18 protein-coding genes and 1 pseudogene are annotated in these 23,625 nt (G+C 39.7%); 4 read left to right on the top strand and 15 right to left on the bottom strand.

The genetic code is table 11. The features are described 5' to 3' along the window. The first annotated feature begins 34 nt into the window (after nt 1-34). The gene (locus H0184_RS20345) at nt 35-274 is read left to right on the top strand and encodes a hypothetical protein (RefSeq protein WP_221827857.1); all 240 of its coding nucleotides are present in this window, start codon (nt 35-37) and stop codon (nt 272-274) included. A gap of 348 nt (nt 275-622) precedes the next feature. Here H0184_RS20345 and ftsZ read toward each other — a convergent pair whose 3' ends face one another. Beyond that, on the bottom strand, nt 623-1,792 hold the full coding sequence (gene ftsZ / locus H0184_RS20340) for a cell division protein FtsZ (protein ID WP_221827856.1): 1,170 nt from the start codon (nt 1,790-1,792) through the stop codon (nt 623-625). A gap of 541 nt (nt 1,793-2,333) precedes the next feature. On the opposite strand from ftsZ, the gene H0184_RS20335 reads away from it, so the two are divergent. Next, a complete protein-coding gene (locus tag H0184_RS20335; RefSeq protein WP_221827855.1) occupies nt 2,334-2,498 on the top strand; it encodes a hypothetical protein in 165 nt (54 codons plus the stop codon). 346 nt (nt 2,499-2,844) lie between these two features. Here the strand turns inward: H0184_RS20335 and H0184_RS20330 are convergent, their stop codons facing one another. Next, nucleotides 2,845-6,015 carry an ATP-binding cassette domain-containing protein gene (locus H0184_RS20330; protein ID WP_221827854.1) on the bottom strand — a complete coding sequence of 1,057 codons (3,171 nt, stop codon included), beginning with the start codon at nt 6,013-6,015 and terminating at the stop codon, nt 2,845-2,847. Nucleotides 6,016-6,308: 293 nt separating this feature from the next. Between H0184_RS20330 and H0184_RS20325 the strand changes: the two genes are divergently transcribed. Beyond that, nucleotides 6,309-6,857, top strand: coding sequence for a MerR family transcriptional regulator (locus H0184_RS20325; RefSeq protein WP_221827853.1), 549 nt, complete (start codon nt 6,309-6,311; stop codon nt 6,855-6,857). A 97-nt stretch (nt 6,858-6,954) separates the two neighbouring features. On the opposite strand, the gene H0184_RS20320 is transcribed toward H0184_RS20325, so the two are convergent. From H0184_RS20320 to H0184_RS20290, 7 genes are all read right to left on the bottom strand, one after another. Next, nucleotides 6,955-7,242: a hypothetical protein gene (locus H0184_RS20320; protein ID WP_221827852.1), complete on the bottom strand. Its 288-nt coding sequence runs from the start codon at nt 7,240-7,242 to the stop codon at nt 6,955-6,957. Nucleotides 7,243-7,482: 240 nt separating this feature from the next. After that, a complete protein-coding gene (locus tag H0184_RS20315; protein ID WP_221827851.1) occupies nt 7,483-8,436 on the bottom strand; it encodes an MBL fold metallo-hydrolase in 954 nt (317 codons plus the stop codon). Between the two features lie 84 nt (nt 8,437-8,520). After that, complete coding sequence (locus H0184_RS20310) at nt 8,521-8,955, bottom strand: hypothetical protein (protein WP_221827850.1); 435 nt, start codon at nt 8,953-8,955, stop codon at nt 8,521-8,523. Between the two features lie 227 nt (nt 8,956-9,182). Continuing rightward, nucleotides 9,183-10,757, bottom strand: coding sequence for a SagB family peptide dehydrogenase (locus tag H0184_RS20305; RefSeq protein ID WP_221827849.1), 1,575 nt, complete (start codon nt 10,755-10,757; stop codon nt 9,183-9,185). Nucleotides 10,758-10,781: 24 nt separating this feature from the next. Beyond that, on the bottom strand, nt 10,782-12,728 hold the full coding sequence (locus H0184_RS20300) for a TOMM precursor leader peptide-binding protein (RefSeq protein WP_221827848.1): 1,947 nt from the start codon (nt 12,726-12,728) through the stop codon (nt 10,782-10,784). After that, the gene (locus H0184_RS20295) at nt 12,725-14,647 is read right to left on the bottom strand and encodes a putative thiazole-containing bacteriocin maturation protein (protein ID WP_221827847.1); all 1,923 of its coding nucleotides are present in this window, start codon (nt 14,645-14,647) and stop codon (nt 12,725-12,727) included. Before H0184_RS20295 ends, H0184_RS20300 begins: the two co-directional genes overlap by 4 nt. Nucleotides 14,648-14,817: 170 nt before the next feature. Next, entirely contained in the window at nt 14,818-15,186 is a 369-nt protein-coding gene (locus H0184_RS20290) for a heterocycloanthracin/sonorensin family bacteriocin (RefSeq protein WP_221827846.1), read from the bottom strand. Between the two features lie 356 nt (nt 15,187-15,542). Here H0184_RS20290 and H0184_RS27775 point away from each other — a divergent pair. Then, nucleotides 15,543-15,866, top strand: a pseudogene (locus tag H0184_RS27775) (helix-turn-helix domain-containing protein); the annotation flags it as partial. 122 nt (nt 15,867-15,988) lie between these two features. Here H0184_RS27775 and H0184_RS20280 read toward each other — a convergent pair. From H0184_RS20280 to hydA, 6 genes are all read right to left on the bottom strand, one after another. Beyond that, a complete protein-coding gene (locus H0184_RS20280) occupies nt 15,989-17,344 on the bottom strand; it encodes an aspartate aminotransferase family protein (RefSeq protein ID WP_221827844.1) in 1,356 nt (451 codons plus the stop codon). A gap of 17 nt (nt 17,345-17,361) precedes the next feature. After that, on the bottom strand, nt 17,362-18,828 hold the full coding sequence (locus tag H0184_RS20275; RefSeq protein ID WP_221827843.1) for a CoA-acylating methylmalonate-semialdehyde dehydrogenase: 1,467 nt from the start codon (nt 18,826-18,828) through the stop codon (nt 17,362-17,364). A 139-nt stretch (nt 18,829-18,967) separates the two neighbouring features. After that, a complete protein-coding gene (locus H0184_RS20270) occupies nt 18,968-20,233 on the bottom strand; it encodes a PucR family transcriptional regulator (RefSeq protein ID WP_221827842.1) in 1,266 nt (421 codons plus the stop codon). An 81-nt stretch (nt 20,234-20,314) separates the two neighbouring features. Next, nucleotides 20,315-20,533, bottom strand: coding sequence for a hypothetical protein (locus H0184_RS20265; RefSeq protein WP_221827841.1), 219 nt, complete (start codon nt 20,531-20,533; stop codon nt 20,315-20,317). A gap of 29 nt (nt 20,534-20,562) precedes the next feature. Beyond that, complete coding sequence (locus tag H0184_RS20260; RefSeq protein ID WP_221827840.1) at nt 20,563-22,032, bottom strand: NCS1 family transporter; 1,470 nt, start codon at nt 22,030-22,032, stop codon at nt 20,563-20,565. A gap of 162 nt (nt 22,033-22,194) precedes the next feature. Continuing rightward, the gene (gene hydA, locus H0184_RS20255) at nt 22,195-23,613 is read right to left on the bottom strand and encodes a dihydropyrimidinase (protein ID WP_221827839.1); all 1,419 of its coding nucleotides are present in this window, start codon (nt 23,611-23,613) and stop codon (nt 22,195-22,197) included. Between the last annotated feature and the right edge of the window lie 12 nt (nt 23,614-23,625).

Here is a 23,625-nt window from a genome sequence, read left to right as displayed (position 1 = left end):
TTGGATTTATTAAATAGAAGATTAGGGGGCTGGAATGATGTTCGAAACTTTTATGATTCACAAGTATTTTAAAGGGACCTTTATTGGAAAAACCTATTACCAAGGAGCTACAAGGAAATCATTGGAAAAGGTCTTAGCTAGGGGGTATCGAGATGGCGAGCTGCGGTCTTGGAAGATTGTCCATTTTGATGAAGCAAGAGTGTATAAGCTTATTGATAGTCAAGAAGAGTATGTTGAGACACTTACAAAATTTAAGAGCCTGCCAATGGCGTAGATAGAAAAAGTAAAAACAGGCAGTGAATGGCTGCCTGTTTTTGTATGAACGAATTTATCGATTGTTAAATTGAAATTTAAAATGTATCGTTCCCTTTACACTCCGACTGTTCCCTTTAAGGGAAGTATTTTCCGAGAATTGTTCCCTTAATCTATCTCTTTAGCCTTCCAAGGTAACAATTCTCCGGGTATTGTTCCCTTTATCCATCTTTTTGCCATCCGGGGGAACGATACCCCAGGTATTGTTCCCTAGACCCATCTATCTCGCATTCCAAGGGAGCGATTCGCCAAGGATCTTTCACTTAACCCTCATTTATTCATTAAGGGAATATCTTTTATCCCTATTCACTTAAAATGAACGTAAGCGCTTTTTTCGATTACGCAAAAAGGTTGGAATATCATCATCTGACTCCTCTAAATCCCTTGAGTTCGTGCCATAATCCAAAACCTCTTCAAAATGAATGATTGGTTCCGGTTCTTGATAGTGAAGTCGCTGTTCCCTTTGATAAGGAGAGGTAACTTCCTCCTCTGGCGGCTGGGATTGCGTATGTACTTTAGTTTCACCTTGCTCGGTAAATCCAGTAGCTATGACGGTTACTATAATCTCATCTGTTAAGTTTTCATTAATGACCGAACCAAAGATCATATTTAATTCCTCGTTAGAAGCTGCAGCCACGATTTCGGCGGCCTCCTGTACTTCAAAAAGACTTAAATTGTTACCGCCGGTTATGTTCATGATTACCCCATGTGCCCCATTGATTGACGTTTCCAATAACGGACTGTTTAAAGCTTTCTCCGCTGCTTCAGCCGCACGATTGCTGCCATTCGCGATCCCAATCCCCATTAGGGCAGTTCCTTTATGAGACATGACCGTTTTCACATCTGCGAAATCAAGGTTGATTAATCCAGGTACCGCAATTAGATCTGATATCCCTTGTACACCCTGCCGGAGGACATTGTCTGCTTCACGAAAAGCTTCGATCATAGGGGTTTTTTTATCGACAATTTCCAATAAACGATCGTTTGGAATAATGATTAGGGTGTCTACTGCTTCCCTCATTTCACTAATTCCACTTTCTGCATTTTTTGCACGCTTATGACCTTCAAATTTGAAAGGGCGCGTTACCACTCCAATGGTCAAGGCACCAAGCTTTCGTGCAATTCTAGCGATTGCCGGTGCTGCTCCGGTTCCAGTACCTCCTCCCATTCCTGCTGTAACGAATACCATGTCTGCTCCTTTTAACACTTCTTCGATTTGATTCTTACTTTCCTCGACAGCTTTTTGGCCTATTTCCGGATTGGCACCTGCACCTAACCCTCTAGTTAACGAGGCACCAATTTGCATTCTAATGGCTGCTCTCGATTGATTAATTGCTTGTGAATCCGTGTTTACAGCAATAAACTCTACTCCTTCTACTCCATCCTCAATCATTCGGTTTACAGCATTGTTTCCCCCGCCGCCTACACCGACTACTTTAATCGTCGCTAATTGATCCATACTTGTGTCAAATTCCAACATGATTATTCCTCCCTATTTTCAAAAATACTACAACCTTCATTATTTATTTATTTTGGTTAGTAGATTAGGAGGCTAGATAGTAATACCCCCAAGTAATTAGTAGAAAAAATGATATAGTGTTTAGTCTACGGAACATTAAAATCATTGTCTAGTTAAGTGTTACCTATTATTAAGGGCTGTAATATGGGATAAAGCACACACTAACTTTACAGAAAATACAGTCAAAATTTTCCTTATTGGGGGAGTATGGTCCTGATTGTTTACTAAATATTTCTATTATTAATGGAAGTTAACATTCTATTTACAAATAGATTAACCTCCCTTGGTTCGACATTTTTTTAATTATCCATTGTTATAATGACTTTATCTTTGTGGAATAGACATATGAAGTGAAGGAGGAAGCATGGCGGAACTATTACTTTATATCGGTACATATCTCACGGTTACTCTTGCTGTCGGCTGGCTTATTTCCATCGGTTTTGATCTATTTGTAAAGTAATTAGGAATCCTTACCATAAACCTTACTAAGGGAGATGAGAATGTGTGGATTTTGACACTTTATTCAGCAGACAGCATCAAAATGTTTGAGTATGAAAATAAAGACGAGGCTTGGGAGAAGTACGATAAAGTGGATGGATGTAAAATTCTCTCTGAAATCATCTATTATACGGATATTGAAAAAAATGAACCTTCATCAGAGTTATGAAGGAGTGTTCTTAGGTGTTGAGTGACCGCTTCTACCTTTTTTATAAGATTACGGGCTCTCATCGCTCTTATGAGTGACCGCATCTTCACTTTTTATTAGATTACGGGCTCTCATCGCTCTTATGAGTGACCGCCTCTACCCTTTTTATAAGATTACGGGTTCTCATAACTCTTATGAGTGACGCTTCTACCCTTTTTATAAGATTACGGGTTCTCATAACTCTTATGAGTGACCGCATCTTCACTTTTTTAAAGTTACGGGCTCTCATCGCTTGTTTGAATCGATAAGTACTTTACCAAAATAACGCACTTGCAATTATGTATTGCAAATGCGTTATTTCTACCATTTAATTATTTTGCTCAAGTGCTTGATAAACGGCCTTCATATCGCGTTTATTCAACTCGCGAATCCGATTGAAAATAGGAATGTCTGCAACCTCTTCGGTTCGTAGATTTTCAGCAACAACATCTCTTACGGTTCCAGTAAGCCAGGTTTGGACATCAATTCCTTCGACGATTTCCTTACGGCCTTCATCATTAATGCCGCTGGCGTGACAACTTACACATGGAACAGAAAGTTTATGAACTCCATCATGAAGATTATCTTCAGAAATGACCTTTTTCCCATTACAGAATGGACATTTATGAGCTGCTTTAATTTTATTAATTTGAGTAACAATCTTTTTGTAACCGAACGCTTCATAGACATACGTGAGCTTTTTGTATTTTCCATTGGTGAAATATTTATCAATAATCATTTCACGTGTTTCGGTAATATTGGGAAAATCACAAATGGTCACTAGATTCTTGCTGCTAATGGCTTCGATATTGTTTTTTATTTGATCCCAAAATGGTAAGGCATTTTGTAAAACCACTTCATAGCCGACGAAACTGGATAGTTCTAGTTCAAGCAATTTTAAAGCAACTTGTGTTTCCCTAGGAAGTAATGAGACATCTTCCGTGAGCACCATTTCCCCGCCAACAATCGACTTTATTTTTTCAAGTTCTGGTAATTCCCCTGCTGTTTCGATGACCTTATTCAGTGGCATGTGAATAATCTCGCGAATATCATTATCGCCAAATTTCAGTTTCTTATGATGGTTTAGCACGGTTCCTTGACAGACGGGACAGGTAATCAATTCTTTCGATTCCTTCATCTGCTCCTTAATAATCGATTTAGAGATAAACATGTAACGACTAAGAATAAGATTAAAGCCTTCCCACGTACGCGAAGCCTTTCCGGCTTTATCATAAAATGACTTTTCCCAATACCCATATAAAAAAGTATGCTTTTCTGCTTCAGTCATCTCGTTATAGCTTTTACTGATATCCTGACCAAGTTCATTCTTGATCTCATCAAATAAGAATTGTATCTTTGGATATTGGTACCATTTTAATACCTCCATTACGTCTGGATGCAGTAATCCATCCCAGAAAGGAACACTTTTATCTTGGATGACAACATCAAAGTCAAACCTATCAATTATCCGACGGCCAGAACAGCAAGGGCAATGATTATCTTGATGGTAAAAATCAAAGCTTCTAGTGTCTTTATTGGTTGGATTACTAGCTATAATATGGTTAATCAAACCGCCAATTTCATAAAGAAAACTATATTGACTATACAAATGTCTTTCAAGGTCAATCGCAATGACAGGAGCAATCGTATCCGATTCGTACTCACCATATATCAATCGAGCCATGGATGATAAGCTTTTTAAGATACCGCCCTTATAGACGTTTTCGGCATTTTTAAAAGTGGCAATTTGATTTTCTTCTACATAGTGAATGCCGTTTTGCAGAGTAAGCTTCGACGATATTTGTACAGGAGCGGCATGATCTTCACTGTTTTTTTGACGATAATAATCTTCATGACTTAAGACATTTAGGTACTGAACCGGTTCTATCTGCCTCGGTCCAAAATCTACGATAAAATCAGAGCTTTCTAGCATATAAGCATTGTGTTCAATCATCATGATGGATACTGATTCATCCTCAAGAATGACACGAACACTATCGATGAACTGGTTTAAGATATTTTGTGATAAACCTTTTGAAGGCTCGTCAAAAATAAACAGTGTATGTGGATTCCTAATGTTTGCAAACAGCTCAGAAACCAAGTGAACACATTGAAATTCACCCGTTGATAGAGTTTGAGTCTTTCTTTCTAATGTTAAATAGCCGAGACCGAGTTTTATTAAAAGGCTCAATCGTTTATGAGCTATGTCTTCATTTGGCAGCTCATGAATGATATCTTCAATGGACCTTTGAAAAATATCACCAATCTCTTCACTGTATTTTGTTAGTTTTCTTTTAATATCAAGAAAGGTTGCAAGTGTTGATCGACTGGTAATCGATTGGTTTCGATCCTGTCCCACGATTACCAATTTGTCTTTTGGATACCGTTTCACGAAATCTTTAGCGATACACTCATTAACCAGTGTAGATTTACCACTTCCTGATTCACCCGTAAAGGTAACAAGTCTGTTTTTAGGGATCTGAATTTCCTTGATTTGAATATTACGGCAGTACAGGTCTTTAAATTGGTAAAACTCTGTCGGCTTTGATGGATTTCGTTCCCATAGAATTGGTTGTGGACGCGGTGATTCTTCTACTATTTTCCCGCCATATTTACCGCTCCCAGGTCCAAAGAACACTTGATTATCCGTCGCATCTAGCACCGTGTCAGAATGATCAATAAGCCAAATTTGATTCTTAAAACCCAATTTTCTAATCTGTTCTAAGATCTTGAGTAATGTGTGATGATCAAGGCCTACGGAGATTTCATCGATAATAATAACCGTATTTTCACTTGCAGCCATGAATTCTGCCAGGTACAGGCGAGTTATTTCCCCCCCTGACAACGTGCCCATAATCCGATTTAAGGTTAAGTAACCAATATTCATATTGGCAATATTTTTGAGAATATGTATTTTTCCTTCGCTGATATTTAAATCTTCTGCTAATGATAGAATAGATTCAACGCTTAAGTTGTTGATATCGGAAATACTATGTGGTTGATCGAATAATTCAAGCATATATTGCTCTACTTCTTGACTAAAACGCCTGCCCTTACACTTGGGGCATTCGACATTTTTGGTTGTTCCGCGTCCTTTACAATCAGGACACCAGCCTAATGCATTATTAAATGAAAATACTTCTGGAGAAAGATGAAATTTTTCTGCAAGTGTTTCACGAATCTCCTTAAAAACGCCAGTATGTGTTCCAATGGTGGATCGTGGATTGGAGGAAATGGATGATTTTCCGAGAAAAAGCACTAATGGCATGTCTTCCATCTTGATGGCACTGAAGTTCGTTTCCATGATGTTGGAAAATAGATATTGATACTCAGCCTTCGGCAATAAGGAAACCAGACGCTTCTTGGCTTCTTCCCCAATTGTTTGACAAAAGGTTGTTTTACCAGACCCAGATAAACCCGCAATTCCTAATGATTTATCTACAGGTATGAAGGCATCTATTTTGTTGATATTGTTGGCGATTAATGAATTAATTTTCAATAGCACCATCTCCATTCTCTCAATTTCATTTATTTATAATAGCATACCTATTAGTTAATACGTTAATGATAGTAAAAACGTTTACATTCTTTTATTTAATAAACTGTTTTCTTCTCTTTAAAAGCCTTAGCTCAGTGTTTCAGAGTTTTTGTATGATTAATTTATTACTAGATGTCTCAAGCAGTTAACAGTCTAATTACAAATGTGTGAGATTCTGTTGGTTCGACAAATTCTTAAAAATCTCTTGTATATAATGAGTTTATATAGACATGTTATAGCGGAGGTGTAATGGGATGACGAAAATATATTCACCAGGGGAAGTACAAGAACGACTTGGAATGGATAGTAATACATTACGCAAATATGCGACTCTCCTAGAAGGTCATGGCTATCTCATTCAACGAAATCATAGAGGCCACAGAAGCTATGCTGATCATGATCTTATCACTCTCCGTAAACTCATTGAATTCATTAAGCAAGAGGGAATGACATTGGAACTTTCAGCACAAGCCGTCATGACGTGGATTTCTGAAGAAAATATCCAAGTATCTCCCGTGGAGGAAGAAACGGACCAATCTGAGTCTGATCATAGAGTTGCACACGATCGTAATGGTGATGAATTGTTAGAGCGTATGGAACATTTAGAGCAAATCAACCAAGATTTAATTAAACTCTTGAAGGAAAAAGCTGTTCGGGAGGCCTACTTAGAAGAAAAAATAAATCAAATTCTGAAAAAAGTAGAACATACTGAGGAACTACTAGAAGGCAGTAATAGGATGTTTGAAGAAACACGAAATCAAATTGCAGCAACCCGACAACAGAAATGGTGGAAATTCTGGTAATAAGGTTGGCATAAGTTACACAAATATTTGCTAGAGCATAAGAAAAAGGAACTGCAGCAGTTCCTTTTTATAGAAATTTTATATGGTTAGACGTTTTTCACCGTTTGGCTTTCATATCATGATACAAAGCAACAATAACATCGATATTATTATCAATAAAACTAAGGCGTTCTCTTGAAACCTTTGCCCATTCATCTGAAAAGTTGATAGCCGACAATATATGTTTGAGGCTGAACGTATATCGTTCGTGAAGTTGAGAAATGACATAACTAACCCCAGCATGTGAACCATCTTTATTCAGAATATCCTGAATATCATTTATCATCCATTCCGGAGCAACCTCAACTGTTTTTCTCAGCAATACTTCATATTCTTCATTACGCATTATGTATTCCTCCTGATTCTTTCAAAAAACACTATAATATATGCAAAAAATACATTAATAACCATATGGTAAGTATGTGTCTTATTCTTTGTCAACATACAGTTACTTTTTCAAACTACCACCAGAACAGAGGCTGTTTCTAATGGTTACAGGTAATAATATAGGAATTTTAAAAATAAACAAGTCCCCTTGCATCAAGCTTAGGAACTTGTTTTTTTTATCAAGTTAATGTCCCACAGATTACAACTTGATAGATTTATAATGCCACTTTCCGTTTTTCATCTCACTTTGGACCTCACCGCTCTTTTCAAGGTACACAAGCCGGGCAATAGTTGCCATTAATGGTGCAAAAAATTTCGGGAATCCTAATGCACCATAGATTTCCTGACAAACTTGCCACGATGTTTTTTCACTTTCTCCAACAAAATCTAAGATTTGGTGTAAGCGAAAGGTGTGACTCTTTATCATTTCTTCTATCCGATCGTTCAGGTCGTAAATGAGTTCACCATGACCTGGGAGAGCTAGTTTGGTAGAATAAGCTTTTAATTTTTCAAGAGAAGCATAATTATCCTTTATTGGATTCTCGTCCTTCTCTGACCAAAGAGCTACAATTGGAGAAAGTCCAGCTAAAACATGATCTCCTGTCAACATCACCTGCTGATTCTGATTATAAAAACAGAAATGATCGAATGAATGACCAGGAGTCCAAATGGTTTCATAGGTCTCGTTTCCTAGCATAATACTTTGCTGGTTTTCAAATAATCCATCCGGTTCAAATTCAAAGGCCGCGGCTTCTGAATTCCCCAAGTTTGGATGAATTTCAGGACTACCGTGTGACTTTAAAAAGCTGTGAATCCAATTTGGCCTCTCATTTTTCCGTCTATTATTGATTTCTTTATAGCCTAAACTTGATATAAAGACCGGAACGTGGTGAGTTTCCTGAAACCATCCGGCAAGACCAATATGATCTGGATGGGCATGTGTTAATACTAATTTTTCAATTTTCATTCCCGATGATACTGTTTTCTCCCAAAGTTCGATTGATTCTTTCGATTCACTGCCTGTATCCACTATTGTAAATCCGTTTTCTCCTTTAAATAGAAAACTATTCATTTCAAACATTCCAAACGGATACCGAACAACCAGCTGATAAATGTCCTCTGAGATTTTAATAAGGGGTGGGAAATGGTCCATCCATAAGAACCTCCTCCGTACTTGTATGTTATCAATATTCTAAAACCCTCTAGCTATCTCTTAACCGTAAGGAAAAATGTAGCATTATATGTTTGTTAATCGACCGTTTATTAATTCTTTATCTAATTCGCGCACCTGATCATAAGACTGTAAAAGTGGCTCAGGGACCAATGTTCGCCCATATTCCCAAGCATTCGTTTCTATGGTTGTTTTAAGCATTGCGATTTCGTCGTCCTCACCATACTTGAGCGTTCTTAAATCATGTTTGTTTTTCTTAAAATCTATGTAATATCCTATCACATGGTAAAGCATAATTTTTACAAGGTTTTCATCTGTCTCTTTTATTCTAATTTTACTTATATACCCGTTAACTTGAAGGTAATTAAATTTTATCGTGGTTGTCGATACGTTATAACTCATGGGTACAGGGAGTTTATTATTAATTTCATAGTTAATATCTAAATGGTGCATTTCTAGTGTATCTTCAATAATCTTCTCAATATTCCAAATTTTAAACATATTACATTCACTTCCCTTATGTATATCGGATTCTGTAATTTCTCCTTAACTCTCATATTACAAATAATTGTTACAACTTTAAAGCAATAAAAAAATTTTTAAATAGACATATAATAAAACAAATCTAGGTACCTACTCAATTATTGATAACATGGGGATTAATTCCTATGCAAGCAGACAAAAGGAGAGTAATAGTAAAATCACCCTCCTTTAATCTAGTAAAGCTATTAACTACGCATTCCTCCCATTAACCATGGGCGGTTTCGGTAGGGACCGATTGGAATTTGGATTAAGCTGGTTTTTTCTTGCGGGGCCAACTTGTAAAGTTCATCACACAGGTTGGAATCATACCCAAGGAGCGGATGCCCCCCCATTCCACTGGCTGCTGCCAATAAAAGTAATCGCTGCAGCAGCATTCCTGCCTCCATTTGTTGGATGCGGTAGCCTCTGTATCCGAGTGCGTTTTTATAGTAATCCTTATCTCCTGTAACATGTATGCACAGTGGCACTTGGAGCAAATTCACATTATTTAACGACATACCAGATTGCAGCAGGAGTCGATGATCCCCTGGTTGAACCTGATGTAATGCATGAGCAGTGCTGTCATAGTGGTAAGCACCATTAGGAATTCCTTCAACATTATATAAACAGACATTAAGTGAGACACGTGGCTCATGCCTCTCATGCGCAGCAACCAAATCATTTCGATATAGAAAGGACTCCATTGCCTCATGTAACAGGTTTGCCAATTCAATTTGACTTACCTTTCCTAAAGTGAAATCCATATCTGGAGAAAATCGCTTTCGACAAACAGAACCCAAATCATAGGACAACCTCTCGGCAAATGGCAGAGCTACTGTTTGACCCTCACAACTACTATTCTCCTTTGCCTCGATTACGGTAAACAAAGTTGTAGAATCCAGCATGGACGCTTCATTTACCTTCGTTAACATCGGATACTCTTTAATTTTCTGTGACCGGACGTAGTGGTCTGGTTGAATCTGTGTCAATTCTTGGCATATCTCTGCTGCAGAAACGATCCTGTCTCTTTCGCTCCCATTAGCTGACCATATGGTAGGTTCTACCGATAGAGGGATGATCGAATAGACGGTCTCCTCGCTTTCAGACAGCCCAAGCAAATGATTTATGGCCCGATCAAGAAATTGGAAGTATACCCCCGTTTCGAAGCCAAACACTTTCGATACTTCCAACAACTGTCCCATCAACACACCTGCATCCAATCCCTGCAGACGGTAGGAAAAGTTATTGTATTTAAAAAAGTTTTTCCAAAACATCGTCGATACAAAAACCGTCCCAAAACATGCTGAAATGTCACAACGATTACCAAGAGCCCTGGCAATATAGGAATCAAAATTTCCTTCTCGCAGCAATACTAAGCGATGGTGTGCCACATCATAATGATATACCCCTATTGGCAAATTCTCGATTTTTAAATAAACGTATAATTCATTTGGATACAGCGCTCCACCTGAAGGAGCAAACCGTCTGTACAAATCCATGACGTCTGAATGGTCTGTAGCATCCAAACTTAAGACAGATTGGCTAACTTGAGTAAGGCCGTAAACATACCAAAGAAAATGACCGATTTGACGCAGGTCTGGCATAAGGGGTCTCTTCAGGTCTTCAGGTGTCAGTGGTACTTCTAGGGATAATGGGAACACAGGCAATCCGCGATATAGTTTATAAGGAAGTGGTTTATCCTCCCAATCCACTTCCCAATTAGCTATGCTTGCCTTATCAATGTCAAAATGCAAGTTGTGCAGAAACTCCTCTAGAATCATACTCAGGTCCTCCTAGTGATGCGCTTATGGAAAGGGATGCGGATGCGGATTAAGCTGTTCAGGTGTCAGCGGTTCTTTCGTATATCCAAGTTCCATAGGGACCTTGAATACCCTATCCAGCCCAGTTACGCGGGTAAGGTGATGTCCGAATGTCATTGGCAGCATTCCCGGAATTAGCACTTTTACACAATATAGTCCGTTTCGCCCCGTTTCCGGTGTCGTCTGGTCAACCACAATGACATCGAGACTTAATTTACGAAACACTTGAATAATATCCTGCAGATCATCGGTAAGATCTAAATGTGTTGCCTGCCACTTGAATTCCTCGTTAAATGATCGCAATGGACGATGATCGTCCAGCAAAAACTGCAGGCGCTCTTCTGCTTGCGGCAAACCGTAAAGCATTCCATGATCATCCATTTGTTGCACCAAGGTAGAATTATGCAGCATTCTTACATATTCTTCCTGGTTCGCCTCTAATTTCTCATCCAAAGACAGCATCATACCAGCTAATTCGTGAACCGCCGTTTTTACTGCCCGTACTGGGTCCAAATGAGATCCTGCCGCGCAGATAAGATTCATCCCTTTCTCTTTTCTGTTTTTTGCTATGGCTAAAATACTTGGAATTCCATGCTCCAGCGTAGAGTTATACAAATATAGATCATATTCAGCAACTGCACGCATCCGTTCTATCATTAACTGAAGCTCCTGGTCTTCAATGGATTCCGGGTCCAGACGCGGGAGGGACATCTGAGCGTACCAAGTCATAAGGAACGAATCACGTTCGACCACTTCCAAAATACCGTAGAAAATAGCTTCTTCTAGACTTCCTCCCAAGGCACATCCATTGGAAGTTTCATAGACAAATCCTCGTGATCCACAGCCCAAACTATAATAGGCAAGCAGCTCTGGAACCAGAATCGGACGATCTTGCAAAAACGAATATCCCCAAACCCAGTCAATTGGGCGATCTGGATCAAATTCTTCAAATGGAAAACCAGGTCTCTCATACTGTTCTTTTGCGTGCACACCAACCTCGGTCGGATTAAGTGCTTGATTTTTCAAATGATTATAACTGTCGTGAACCACGGTCCGTTTTCCGCGAGGCTCAAGTCCACAGTACCGCTCCAACCCTTCTAAAATGGCCGTTAATTCACTAACCGCGAAAGAGTTTGTACGGCCTGCTGTTCGTTCGTCCCCCTCGAATAAAGGCAGATTGACACTTACATCAGCAAATGTGTGCACGAGGTTAACCATTTTATCAGTCAAAAGACCAGTGCGTTGATCAAGATAATCATTAGCGAGAACCTCATTCAGGTCTTCTAACGAACGGCTGCGATAACTGTCGCTGGTAACCTTCGGACTTTTCTTCAGAGAAATTCGAGCCATCTCAGGTGTATCATCAGGTAATGGTCTACAAACCTGACACAAGGGGACAGGCAGAAACCTATGCCAGGAACTATTCAATGTTTTCAAATTGATAAAACATACCTTTTCTTCAGATTGTGACTGATCACCTCTGATAAATCTTTGGACCTCCGCCAGTACTAGGTGCCCCAAGTGAAAAAGACTCGTACGTGCGGCCAAAGGATCCTGCCGCATTCCTCCTTCTAACTCAAGCCTCTTTTGTATTGCCCACATCTCTTTTCGGTCGTGTCCTGTCATAATACGCCTCATATCTGCACATTGAGAACACCCGGGCGTACCCGGGCGAACAAGAGGTCCTATTACACCTTCTCCAAAAGAAACAAAACCTCTCAGCCAAGGTGTATTGGTTCGTTGAAACACCTCTTCAGCTTTTTGATGAACAGCGGGATTCCATGCATCATGTAAAACTAATGCCAAGTCAATACTTCCCGGTACGATGGCCCCGAAATCGGTTTGGCGAAATACCAAATATTGAGATGAAAGGTCCTTACACATGTGGTCTGCCAGCAGCCCTTCTCCTACAACCAACATGACAGCGCTCACGTTAATCCCTCCTCTTGAACCAATACTCCAAAGATCCCTGCCAAGCCCTCTTTCAAAAAAGGTTCTAGTTCTAGTTCATATACAAACAACTGCTTCCCGTTCCCTTCCAAGATTTCCATAGCTGCCAGCAAGTTCTCGGGTTTTATTCTCTCTTCACACGCAGGAATTTCAACACTTAGCGGCACTTTTTTATCGAGAGTCATGGACGAAACCTCCAAGGATCGTACCATAACGAATGCTTCTTCATTTTGCACATTGAAAATGGCCTGCTGCAGCGCATTTCTTAAAGCCAGTGTGATATTCAAATCTACACTGCCATACCATCCGTTATTGGTACCAACCCATACAACCGGGAACCCAGAGACTTCCTCGCCAATGCCTATAGTTGGAGCTCCCCGTAAAGAAGTCGTCAGTGACTGCAAGTAAAACTGACAGCATTTATCTTTTACCGTACTTAACTGCACTGGGACGACGGTATACTCCTCTTCAAGGCTTTGTTTTAGTAACTCCTCATCCAATAATCTTTGTAATCCCCGGCAAACACCTTCCGCGAATGTTTCACCTGCTCCCACCACAATTTCCCGAGGCAGGTCGAGCGATCCGGCTAGTTGTGTTACATACCTTTCGATACCGGACAACCCCGCTTCCCTTCTTGCGTCCTCATGTGTCAGACCTGTACAGACGATATCATCCAATAGGTCAGCTGGCTTATATGCCAATGGGTTAACTGGCTGAACTCGGCACTGAGCTAACGGAAGCTGCTTTAAATCACCCTCCTCCCAATTGTGAAAAATTCCCGTTACCCTAGATGTCAATTGGTTAAAGGATAGAAGTAATTTACCGTTATCTCCTCTTTCCGTTCCTTGTGCTAGTCGCATATCTATATCTTCAACCAATTTAGATGATGTTTGTCCAGTCACCAGTGGATGAGGGATGAACGAATGCCAGTTTCCTTCTAACGTTTCTAAATCTAGAAGAAAGAATTGGTTTTTTTGTACCCTTTCGGACACGCCCGTAACTTCTTTGAACAGCTCAAATACGATAACATTTGCCAGCATTGCAACGGGTGTAGCAGAGGGAGTTGGAATTTCCTGGTTTTTAACGAGAGCGGATTGGTGGATACGACGCCATGCGGACTCCCAGCACACTTCTGAGTCCGGATGCACAATCGGCCCCGCTAAACCTGCCTGCTCTATACAGATAGCAGGAAGAAACACTTTCTTCTCTTCCTTGCTAACCCTATGTAGAAGTTGGAGTTCCTCTACATTACCCTTTTCTGAAACATATAATATATAATCAAACGGCTTCACTATTTCCTCCCAATAATTTTCCCCCTCATTTTTTAAAGTGACCTCCTCAATCTCCACATCAGAGTCTGTTTTATGGGCATGTGCCACGAGTTCCATCAACCGCTGTCTATTGGTCTGATCACTGTCAGTGATCAGCATTTGGAAGTTGGGCAATCCGGAATCAAGTAATGACGCAGCCAACGACACAAAAAAAGGACCAGAGCCTACTGCTAATACTTTCGCTTGACGATAGGTCTGAAAACGGAACCCACCTGAATCAAGCAAATTATCCACAAATTCAATTTGTGAAGCATACTTTTTAAGAACCTGTTCCTTCAATAAATGCGAACGGTCTTGGCTTACATCTCGTACAAACCCATTTCGATAGAGTGCTTCTGCTATTTCAAATACTCTATCTCGGTATGGAATAGGCAATCCGTTTGTTATATACTCCAAGGTGTACTCGCCGTTAAACATTGGAATCAGCTTTTCAACCCATTGATCGATCATACTGCCTTCCATACGAAATGAGCTTACGTTGTTCCGAAAATACACACCGCTGTTTGGATCAGGGAGAAAAAACGTGTCCCTTTTCACCTTCAGACGCATAGAAGGGTTCATATTTGTCATTTCGCTCCTCCTTAGCCAAAGCTTTCTTCATTTATATTTATCATCACTATCATCCTATGTACCGCAATTTGTCCCTTATGTTAATTGTTATAAGAGAAGAGCCCCTACAAAAATTGCAGGGGCTCTTCTTCTGTCCATTTAAAAGTTGAGTTTTTTTGAAAAGTCGAAATCTATCTACCGCCGCAACGGTGGCCTCCACCGCCGCCACAACGATGACCGCCTCCACAATTATGTCCTCCGCAACGATGACCGCCACCACAATTGTGACCTCCACAGCGATGACCTCCGCAATTATGACAATTAAAGCAGTTGAAACAATTAAAGCAGTTAAAACAACTAAAGCAACTAAAACATCGACCAATACCGCCAATACCACCAATACCACCGATACCACCAATACCACCGATACCACCGATACCGCCAAAACCACCAAATCGATTTGGATCAGTATAGTACATGCTTGGGTCAAAAGGAACTGCCTGTGTCGCTTGGAAGTCTCCAAGACTTAACCCCTGGAGTTGACTTTGGAAATCATTCATTTTTATTACCTCCTTATATATATAAAGGGCCGCAGCTACTTGAAATGGGCAAAGAACAAACTTATAAATAGGTAAATACACTGCATTACCTTCCCCACAAAATATGAACAATGGGTGGGTATTGCTACTGATACAAAAGCCTATTTTAATAGCTTCAAAATACCTTCAGGGATGAGAAAAAAATGTTCTCATCAAAATTAGACTGCACATGAAAAATTTGAACTTTGAAAATTGCGGAAAAATCTAAGAAAAAAAATCCCCCTGTGCAAGTAAGTGAAGAGACCCAGATAAATGAGACAAGGAAAAAACACCCCCTGAATCATATTATTACAATATGATTCAGGGGGTGTTTTTATATGGGCACAAGAGTACATTACCCAGAAGAAATTAAGTGGGAAGTAATTAAGTTGAAGCAAGCCGGAAAGTCGAACAAAGAAATTATGGAGCAGCTGGGTATTAAACATAAGTCTCAAATTAAGACATGGATGAAATGGTTTAGAACGGGGCAAAACCTACCGGTTTTCTCAACAAGTAGGAAAACAATATACCTATGGTAAAGGGACAGAGGAACTAAGTGAGTTAGACCAATTGAAATTAAAAAATAAACAATTAGAAACTCAATTGGAAATCTCAAAAAAGTACCAGGAAATCGAAAGGAGTTGGAGCCGCAAGTCGTTGTACAAGTTGAAGGCAAAATTAAACTACCTGTCCCCACTGGAGTATCGGGGACAGGCTGCATAGCTGTTTTTTCTAAGTCTCATTTCAACGGGTCAGTCCACCAACACTTAGGACCTCTTTATTCTTATTTGACTTTATTGATAGAATCACTAACAGTTTTGATAATAAATTGTATATCTTTCAGCTCTATATTTAACGGCGGAGATAGTGTCAATACATTATTGTACCCTGCCACAGTTGCACCGTTTTTACCGATCAATACCCCCTCCTGCTTACATGAAGCAATTACTTGATTAACTAGAGCAACTTCTAATGGTTCCTTTGTTTTCTTATCCTTAACTAACTCAATCCCAATTAATAGACCTTTACCGCGGACATCACCGACAAATGGATGATTTTGAAGAAGATTATTTAACTCACTTACTACCTGTTTCCCAAGGTCTCGGGAACGGTCAAATAAGTTTTCTTTTTCCATTATCTCTAGATTTTTTAACGCTAGGGCACAGGCCGCTGGATTTCCTCCAAAGGTGTTAACATGCCGGAAATAATCATATTCTTCGCTTCCCTTAAACGCTTCATAAATTTCTTTCCGTACAGCCGTTGCGGATAGTGGCAAATAGGCACTAGTAATTCCCTTGGCCATGGTGATAATATCGGGTTTTACATCATAATTCATAAAGCCGAAAGGTTTGCCCGTACGCCCAAACCCACAAATGACTTCGTCTACAATTAAAAGAGCACCATGTTTTTCACAAACCTCTTTTGCTGCCTTCATATAGCCTTCAGGTGGAACTAAGATTCCACCACCCGTAATAATCGGCTCCATAATCATGGCTGCTATCGTTTCACTCAATTCCCACGTCATCGTTCGATCTATTTCTTTTACCGAAGAAAGCTCTTTTGGATCTTTTACATTCGTATCGTCCCGATAGGAATCTGGTGGAGAAATATGAATGAAACCGGGTGCTAAAGGCTCATATTTATACTTTCTTTGTGCTTGACCTGTAGCAGCCAGAGCTCCAAAAGAATTTCCATGATAACCACGGTAGCGGGATACTATCTTATAACGATTAAATTCTCCTCGCTGCTGATGATATTGACGGACGATTTTAAAGGCTGTTTCGTTCGCCTCTGAGCCGCTGTTTGAGAAGAATATGACATAGTCATCACCCAACATACTATTTAGTTTTTCAGCCAGCTTGATAGCAGGAATATGGCTTTGAGTTAAGGGGAAATACGCCATTTCCTTAAGTTGTTCATACGCAGCATCGGCAAGCTCTGTTCTTCCATAACCTACATTCACACACCATAAACCTGCCATTGCGTCTAAATAACGCTTACCATCTGCATCGGTTATCCAAGACCCCTCTGCCTTCGCAGCTACAATAGTTGCTTGGGGATTATAAGGTTTCATCGAATGCCATAAATATTTATCATCTTGGGCAAGTAATTCCTGTTGTGGACGACCTGTTTGAACCAATATCAGCCCCTCCTTTTCTATGCTTCAAACCGTGATGTAATCATTTTTTTACGCGTATAAAAGTTTAAGCCGTCTTTACCATTCACATGCAGATCACCATAGAAGGAAGCTTTCCAGCCTGAGAATGGGAAGAATGCCATCGTTGCTGGAACTCCAACATTAATCCCCAGCATACCGGCGTCAGCCTCTTCACGGAACTGCCGAATTGCTTTTGCATTATTCGTGTAAATCGTGGCACCATTTCCATATCTTGATTTACGTATATACTCTAATCCTTCATCTAAATTACTTGCACGGAGCAGACTTAATACCGGAGCAAATATTTCATCCTTGGCAATCGTCATGTCAGGAGTTACATGATCGAAAATAGTGGGCCCAAGAAAATTACCCTCCGAATATTCACCCATTTGCGTACGTCCATCACGAATTAAGTCTGCACCTTCTTCTATCCCTTTTTCAATATATCCTAGAACCTTTTCTCGATGTTCCTTTCGGATTACTGGTGTTAATAACACCTCGTCATCCATTCCATTTCCAATAATTAACTCATCTGCTTTTTTCTTTAAACCTTTCACGAAAGGCTCATTGTCACCTACAACAACAACAGCACTACATGCCATACAGCGTTGCCCTGCACTGCCAAACGTTGAGCTGATGATATGCTGGACCGCCTTATCCATATCCGCATCAGGCATAACAATATGATGATTCTTTGCACCCGAGAGAGCCTGAACTCGTTTTCCATTCGCTGCTGCTTTTTCATATACATACTTCGCTACCGGCTGTGAACCGACAAAAGAGATCGCCGCAATATCTTCATGATTAAGTAAACCGTTTACAACATCATGAGCTCCATGGACCACATTTAATACACCCGGAGGGGCGCCAGCTTCTGTGAACAACTCTGCTAGTCTATTCGCCAAAATCGGTGTTCGTTCAGATGGCTTTAACACAAAGGTATTTCCGCAGGCAATGGCTAATGGGAACATCCAAAGCGGCACCATCATTGGAAAGTTAAAAGGAGTAATCCCCCCAACTACTCCTAGTGGATAGCGGAACATTTCGGAATCAATCTCTTCTGCAATACCGGATAAGGTTTCACCCATCATTAAGGTTGGTGCTCCTGATGCAAATTCTACACACTCAATTCCACGCTGTACTTCCCCGTAAGCTTCTTTGTATGCCTTGCCATTTTCTTTGACAATCAGTCGTGCTAACTCTTCATGGTTGTCAGTTAATAGACTGTGATATTTAAAGAGTATTCTTGCTCGTTTTGGTACGGGAACCTTCTTCCACTTAGAGAACGCTTCTTTTGCAGCTAGTACAGCTGCATTAACATCCTCATTTGTAGAAATAGGAACCTTTGTTAGTAATTCATTTGTTGCAGGATTTGGAACATCAAGAGTAGTATTGCTGCTAGAGCTTACCCATGCACCATTAATATAATTCTTTAGTACGGTCGTATCTTTACTCGTCACGTTCATGTATTCCCCTCCACCGTTAATATATATGAAAACTTTTAAAATAATTATCTCGTAAATGAGAAAGTTGTTCATTAGACAGACTGTAAGAAGAACCAACCTATTTCTTCCACAAAATGAACACTTCGTAAATGAAATTCCATCAGATACTTTTTCTTTCCAAGAACTGAGGGGATAAATAATCCTTCACAAGAAGCATGAACTCTAATGCTATCCGTTTTTCATGATTCATAAAATCTTCCCCCAGCAAATTCTCCAGCTTTTGGAGACGGTGATATAAAGTTTGCCTGACGATAAAAAGTTTGTTGGCTGTTTCTTGCTTAGATCCGTTACACTCTAAATATACTTTTAATGTTTCTAACAGCTTGCCATTATATTTCCGATCGTAATGAATTACAGGCTGAAGATATTCTACAACCAGGTCCTGTAAATCCATATGCTTACTCATATGAGAAATGAGCCGATATAAGTGTAAATCTTCATAAAAATAGGTCTCTTCTTTCGACATTTCCTGCTGAATCCTAAGAGTTTCTTTTGCACTTTGAAAGCTTTTATGAATATCCGTTAGTCTTTCAACAACTTTTCCTGCTGCCATATATAGTTTGGTAGTACCCTTCTTTCTAATAAACTCGGAATCTTTTATAGATAGAATGGCTTTTTTTACTCGCTCCTTTACATTTTTATTTGGCCGATTATTTAATAGAATAAGGATTAATTCATTTCTTTTTTCAACCGAAAATAAGACAAATCCATTTTGTTCAAAAACAGAGCGATATAATAACTTTAGATAGGTACCATCTTGACTGCACTTTTCTTTTATACAATGAACTTTAGCTACTAACACCAGAGCCTCTGATGAATTTGGCTTACTATCGTGATGTAGAAGGTACTCGTTTATTTCATCCAAGGGGTGTTCTCCCTCTATCCAGCTTTGAAGCCATTCAATTTCTTCTACTCTCTTCTTTTCTTGCGCATATAATTCTCTTAAGTCACTAATTTTCCTATGTTGGTTATTAATAATAAAGGTATGAATATCCTGTGTTATTTCTACAAACGGAACTTCTTTCTGAAAAATAATGATCGGAAATTTATTCTTATTTGCAATTACAATTACTTCCGCTGGAATCTCTGCCAAATAGGTCCCCATTTCAATACAGAGACCCGCTGCTTGGTTTTCAACCAATTGGTTGAGAATGGATATGAACAGCCCCTCATCTTCTTTCCATGCAACTCCAGTTGATAGTATCAATTCATCCCCGTTTAAGAGATTTCCAATATTGGTGACTTCTACAACATGAACCCATTTTACAATCCGATTAAGACCTTCTTCCCCAGCAAGTATGATTGCTTGCTCAAAATGCTTCCGAGATAAAATATCGGAAACCATTAATGGTAAATGCTCCTTCATTATGATTACTCCTCACGAAATGAACAATAATTTTTCAAAAAAGGATTGGTATAAGCTACCAATCCTCTTTTACTGCTAAACTCACTTTATTCCTAAGTTTTGTTTGATAAGTAAACTAGAAAAATACTTTCTTGCATTAGCTGTTCCAATCAGCAGTATTTCTTTTTCCTTACTAGCAGGGTGGTAAAACTCTACAGACGCACCATCTAAATGTTCATGGACAGCATTAATTCGAAAACCCTTCTGAATGAAAAAATCAAGCTTATCTCTTTCATTAAGATATTGTTGATAATCAGACATTATTTCCTCCTACGTATCAGAAATTTTCATTAATCGAATTTTAGGCTGGCAGGTGCTTCTTCAAGTACTGACTCATACTCTTCTTCTATGACCCAATCCCGCCCAACTGAGATTCCAAGATATTTTGCATCGCTCGGATCTTCGAGTTCCGCTTGTTGATATTTCTTAAACCACCAGTATTTCGCAAGGACGTAGTATATTCCTGCCCCAAGTAAGAAACCTACTAAAAATCCATATGCGGGTAATAAATAGGAGATATAACCGCCAATAATCCAGGCAATAAAGCCGGCTGCATTCACCCCGCCCCAATATCTAAATTGACCATGGTCTTCGTATAATTCCGGGACATTCACTCGTCGTTTACGTATTAAATAATAATCTGCAAAAAGAATACCGACGATAGCAGACAGTACGCCTCCAACAATTAGAAGAATCGGAATGATAACACCGAATAACTCCCACGGCTGCACGATGGTACCTACAATTCCTGCAGTGATAACACCTGCCCAAAATGGAAACTTTGGACCACCTACATTAGAGAAGATTGTTGCAGCCGGGACAACATTTGCCGCTGTGTTCGTAGACCATTGTGCCAAGACAATCATCAGGAGCAATACAGCAAGGACTATACCGCTTGCCGATTTTTGCAGGGCCACCACTGGGTCTGCATTTAATACAGCAACATATGCTACAGCGCCAATAATAATCATAAAGGTTTGTGTGATAGGCATGGCGACTAGATTTCCAATTAAGGAACTTTTATTTCTTTTAAACCAGTTCTTTTCATTTACTGGAGCTTTCATGAAGCGAGAAATCGAAGGTATATCAGCACTCAATGTTGCCCAGAAACCCATGTTACTAAAAATCACCACCATAAAAGCGGTAAATGCCGCACCGCCTGTAACGGGTGATTCTACCCAGCTCCAAGCATCTCTTCCGGCAGCCTGAGCTTGGTCAGATAAAGAGGAATACATCCAAATAGAGATTAAGATAATAATTGGTGCCGCTAGATCCGCAAACCTTTCAATCGATTTAATCCCTAAGGCTGTATTAATCAATTGGAAAATAGCAAATATGATGAAGCAAACAAACCAATTATCAAAACCAGATAAAATATTTAATATGCCATTCATCGCTGTCGCACCAAAATAGGTATTGATTCCAAACCATGCAGAAGCAGTAACTCCTCTTGTAATCGAAGGAATATGGGTTCCAATCGTCCCAAATGGTGCCCTCATGTATACAGGAAATGATAGGCCGTGCTCTATACCTATGTCTCCAATTAGAGATATAAAAAATCCAATCGCGAGTGAGCCAATAATGGTTGCTAGAATAACTAGCGGTAAAGATAGGCTTTGGATCCCTGCCCCGCCAATGGCAAAGGTAGCAAGAACAACGACCATCCCTACCCACATAAACGAATAACCTAACTTTGTGAGTTTCCTGTCTTTTTGTTGAATGGGTAATAAATCAGAAGACTTTAAGTGGCTTTTCTTCATATGAACACTCCTCTTTCGGTTTAAAATGACAAGAATTTAAACATGTAAATTCAAACACCGACTATCAGGCAGAGGTTTTAAAGTGCAATTGCCTGCGAAAAGCAAGCAATTGCAGGAGTCGTTCAACAATGAATGGAGAAAATAGTATTCTATCTCATACTGTTAAATAGATAAGGTTTCGTTTTGGTTTAGTGGTGTATACCCATTGTATTTGGCTCTCTTTAAATACTGACCAGAACCTGGCTTGCCAACAAATTGTTTATCACGTACGACAAATTCACCTCGGGATAAAACAGAAACTGGCTCACCCGTGACCTTCATTCCTTCAAAGGCATTGTAATCAACCGCCATATGATGTGTTTCAGCCGAAATAATGCGCTCTGCCTGGGGATCAAATATGACAATATCAGCATCTGCCCCCACTGCAATACTGCCTTTTTTCGGATACAAGCCAAATAATTTTGCGGCTCGAGTGGAAGTAAGATCAACAAATTGGTTTAAACTTATGCGTCCCTTTCTCACCCCCTCAGAGAATAGAATGGAAAGACGGTCTTCAATGATTGGTCCGCCATTTGGTATTTTAGTAAAATCATCTTTTCCTAGATCCTTCTGACCTTTAAAATCAAAGGAGCATTGATCAGAACCCAGCGTTTGCAGTTGACCGCTTTTTAACGCGTTCCAGAGAACCTCTTGATTCCATTTTTCTCTTAGTGGCGGTGACCAAACATATTTTGCTCCTTCGAAATTCGGTCTCTCTAAATAACTTTGATCTAAAACTAAATATTGTGGACAGGTTTCACCCCAAACATTAAAGCCCTTGCTTCTGGCTTCGGCAATTTTTTCTACTGCATCCGCACAAGATACGTGGACTACATATAATTGCGAGTTTGCCAATCCTGTCAATTTTGCCGCTCTTCCTGTTGCCTCCCCCTCTAATTCTGGCGGTCTAGTTAACGCGTGATAGATTGGGTCTTTGTTTCCTTCAGCAATTGCCTTTTTCGTTAAATAATCAATGACATCCCCATTTTCTGCGTGTACCATGACAAGTGCTCCATGTTCTTTTGCTGAAATTAACGTTCTGAATAGTGTTTCATCATCGGCTTGGAAAACATTTTTGTAGGCCATAAACACCTTGAAAGAGGTAATCCCTTCTTCATTAATCACATAGGGAAGTTCGTTTAAGACATTTTCATTGATTTCCGCAATCATTAAATGGAAACCATAGTCAATCACCGCTTTTTCTTTCGATTTCGCGTGCCAGGTTTGAATGGCATTTTTTAACGGTTCACCTTTATTGGTTAAGCAAAAATCAATAACCGTTGTTGTCCCCCCGAAAGCAGCAGCTATAGTTCCTGTTTCGAAATCATCCTTCGTCACAGTTCCACCAAATGGCATATCTAAATGGGTATGAGGATCAATGCCCCCAGGGAATACAAGGCATCCTTTTGCATCAATTATTTCTGCCCCATGTAAAGCAAGATTGCTGCCAATCTGAGATATTTTTCCATCTTCTATTAATATTTCTGCTGCAAAGGTATCTGCAGCTGTTACAATCGTTCCGTTTTTTATCAGTTTCTTCATACCATTTCTCCC

It is taken from the genome of Neobacillus niacini (assembly GCF_019749295.1).
Taxonomy (GTDB): domain Bacteria; phylum Bacillota; class Bacilli; order Bacillales; family Cytobacillaceae; genus Neobacillus; species Neobacillus niacini_D.
The sequence above is the reverse complement of the archived record's forward strand: the minus strand, read 5'-3'. Positions and strand labels throughout refer to the sequence as shown.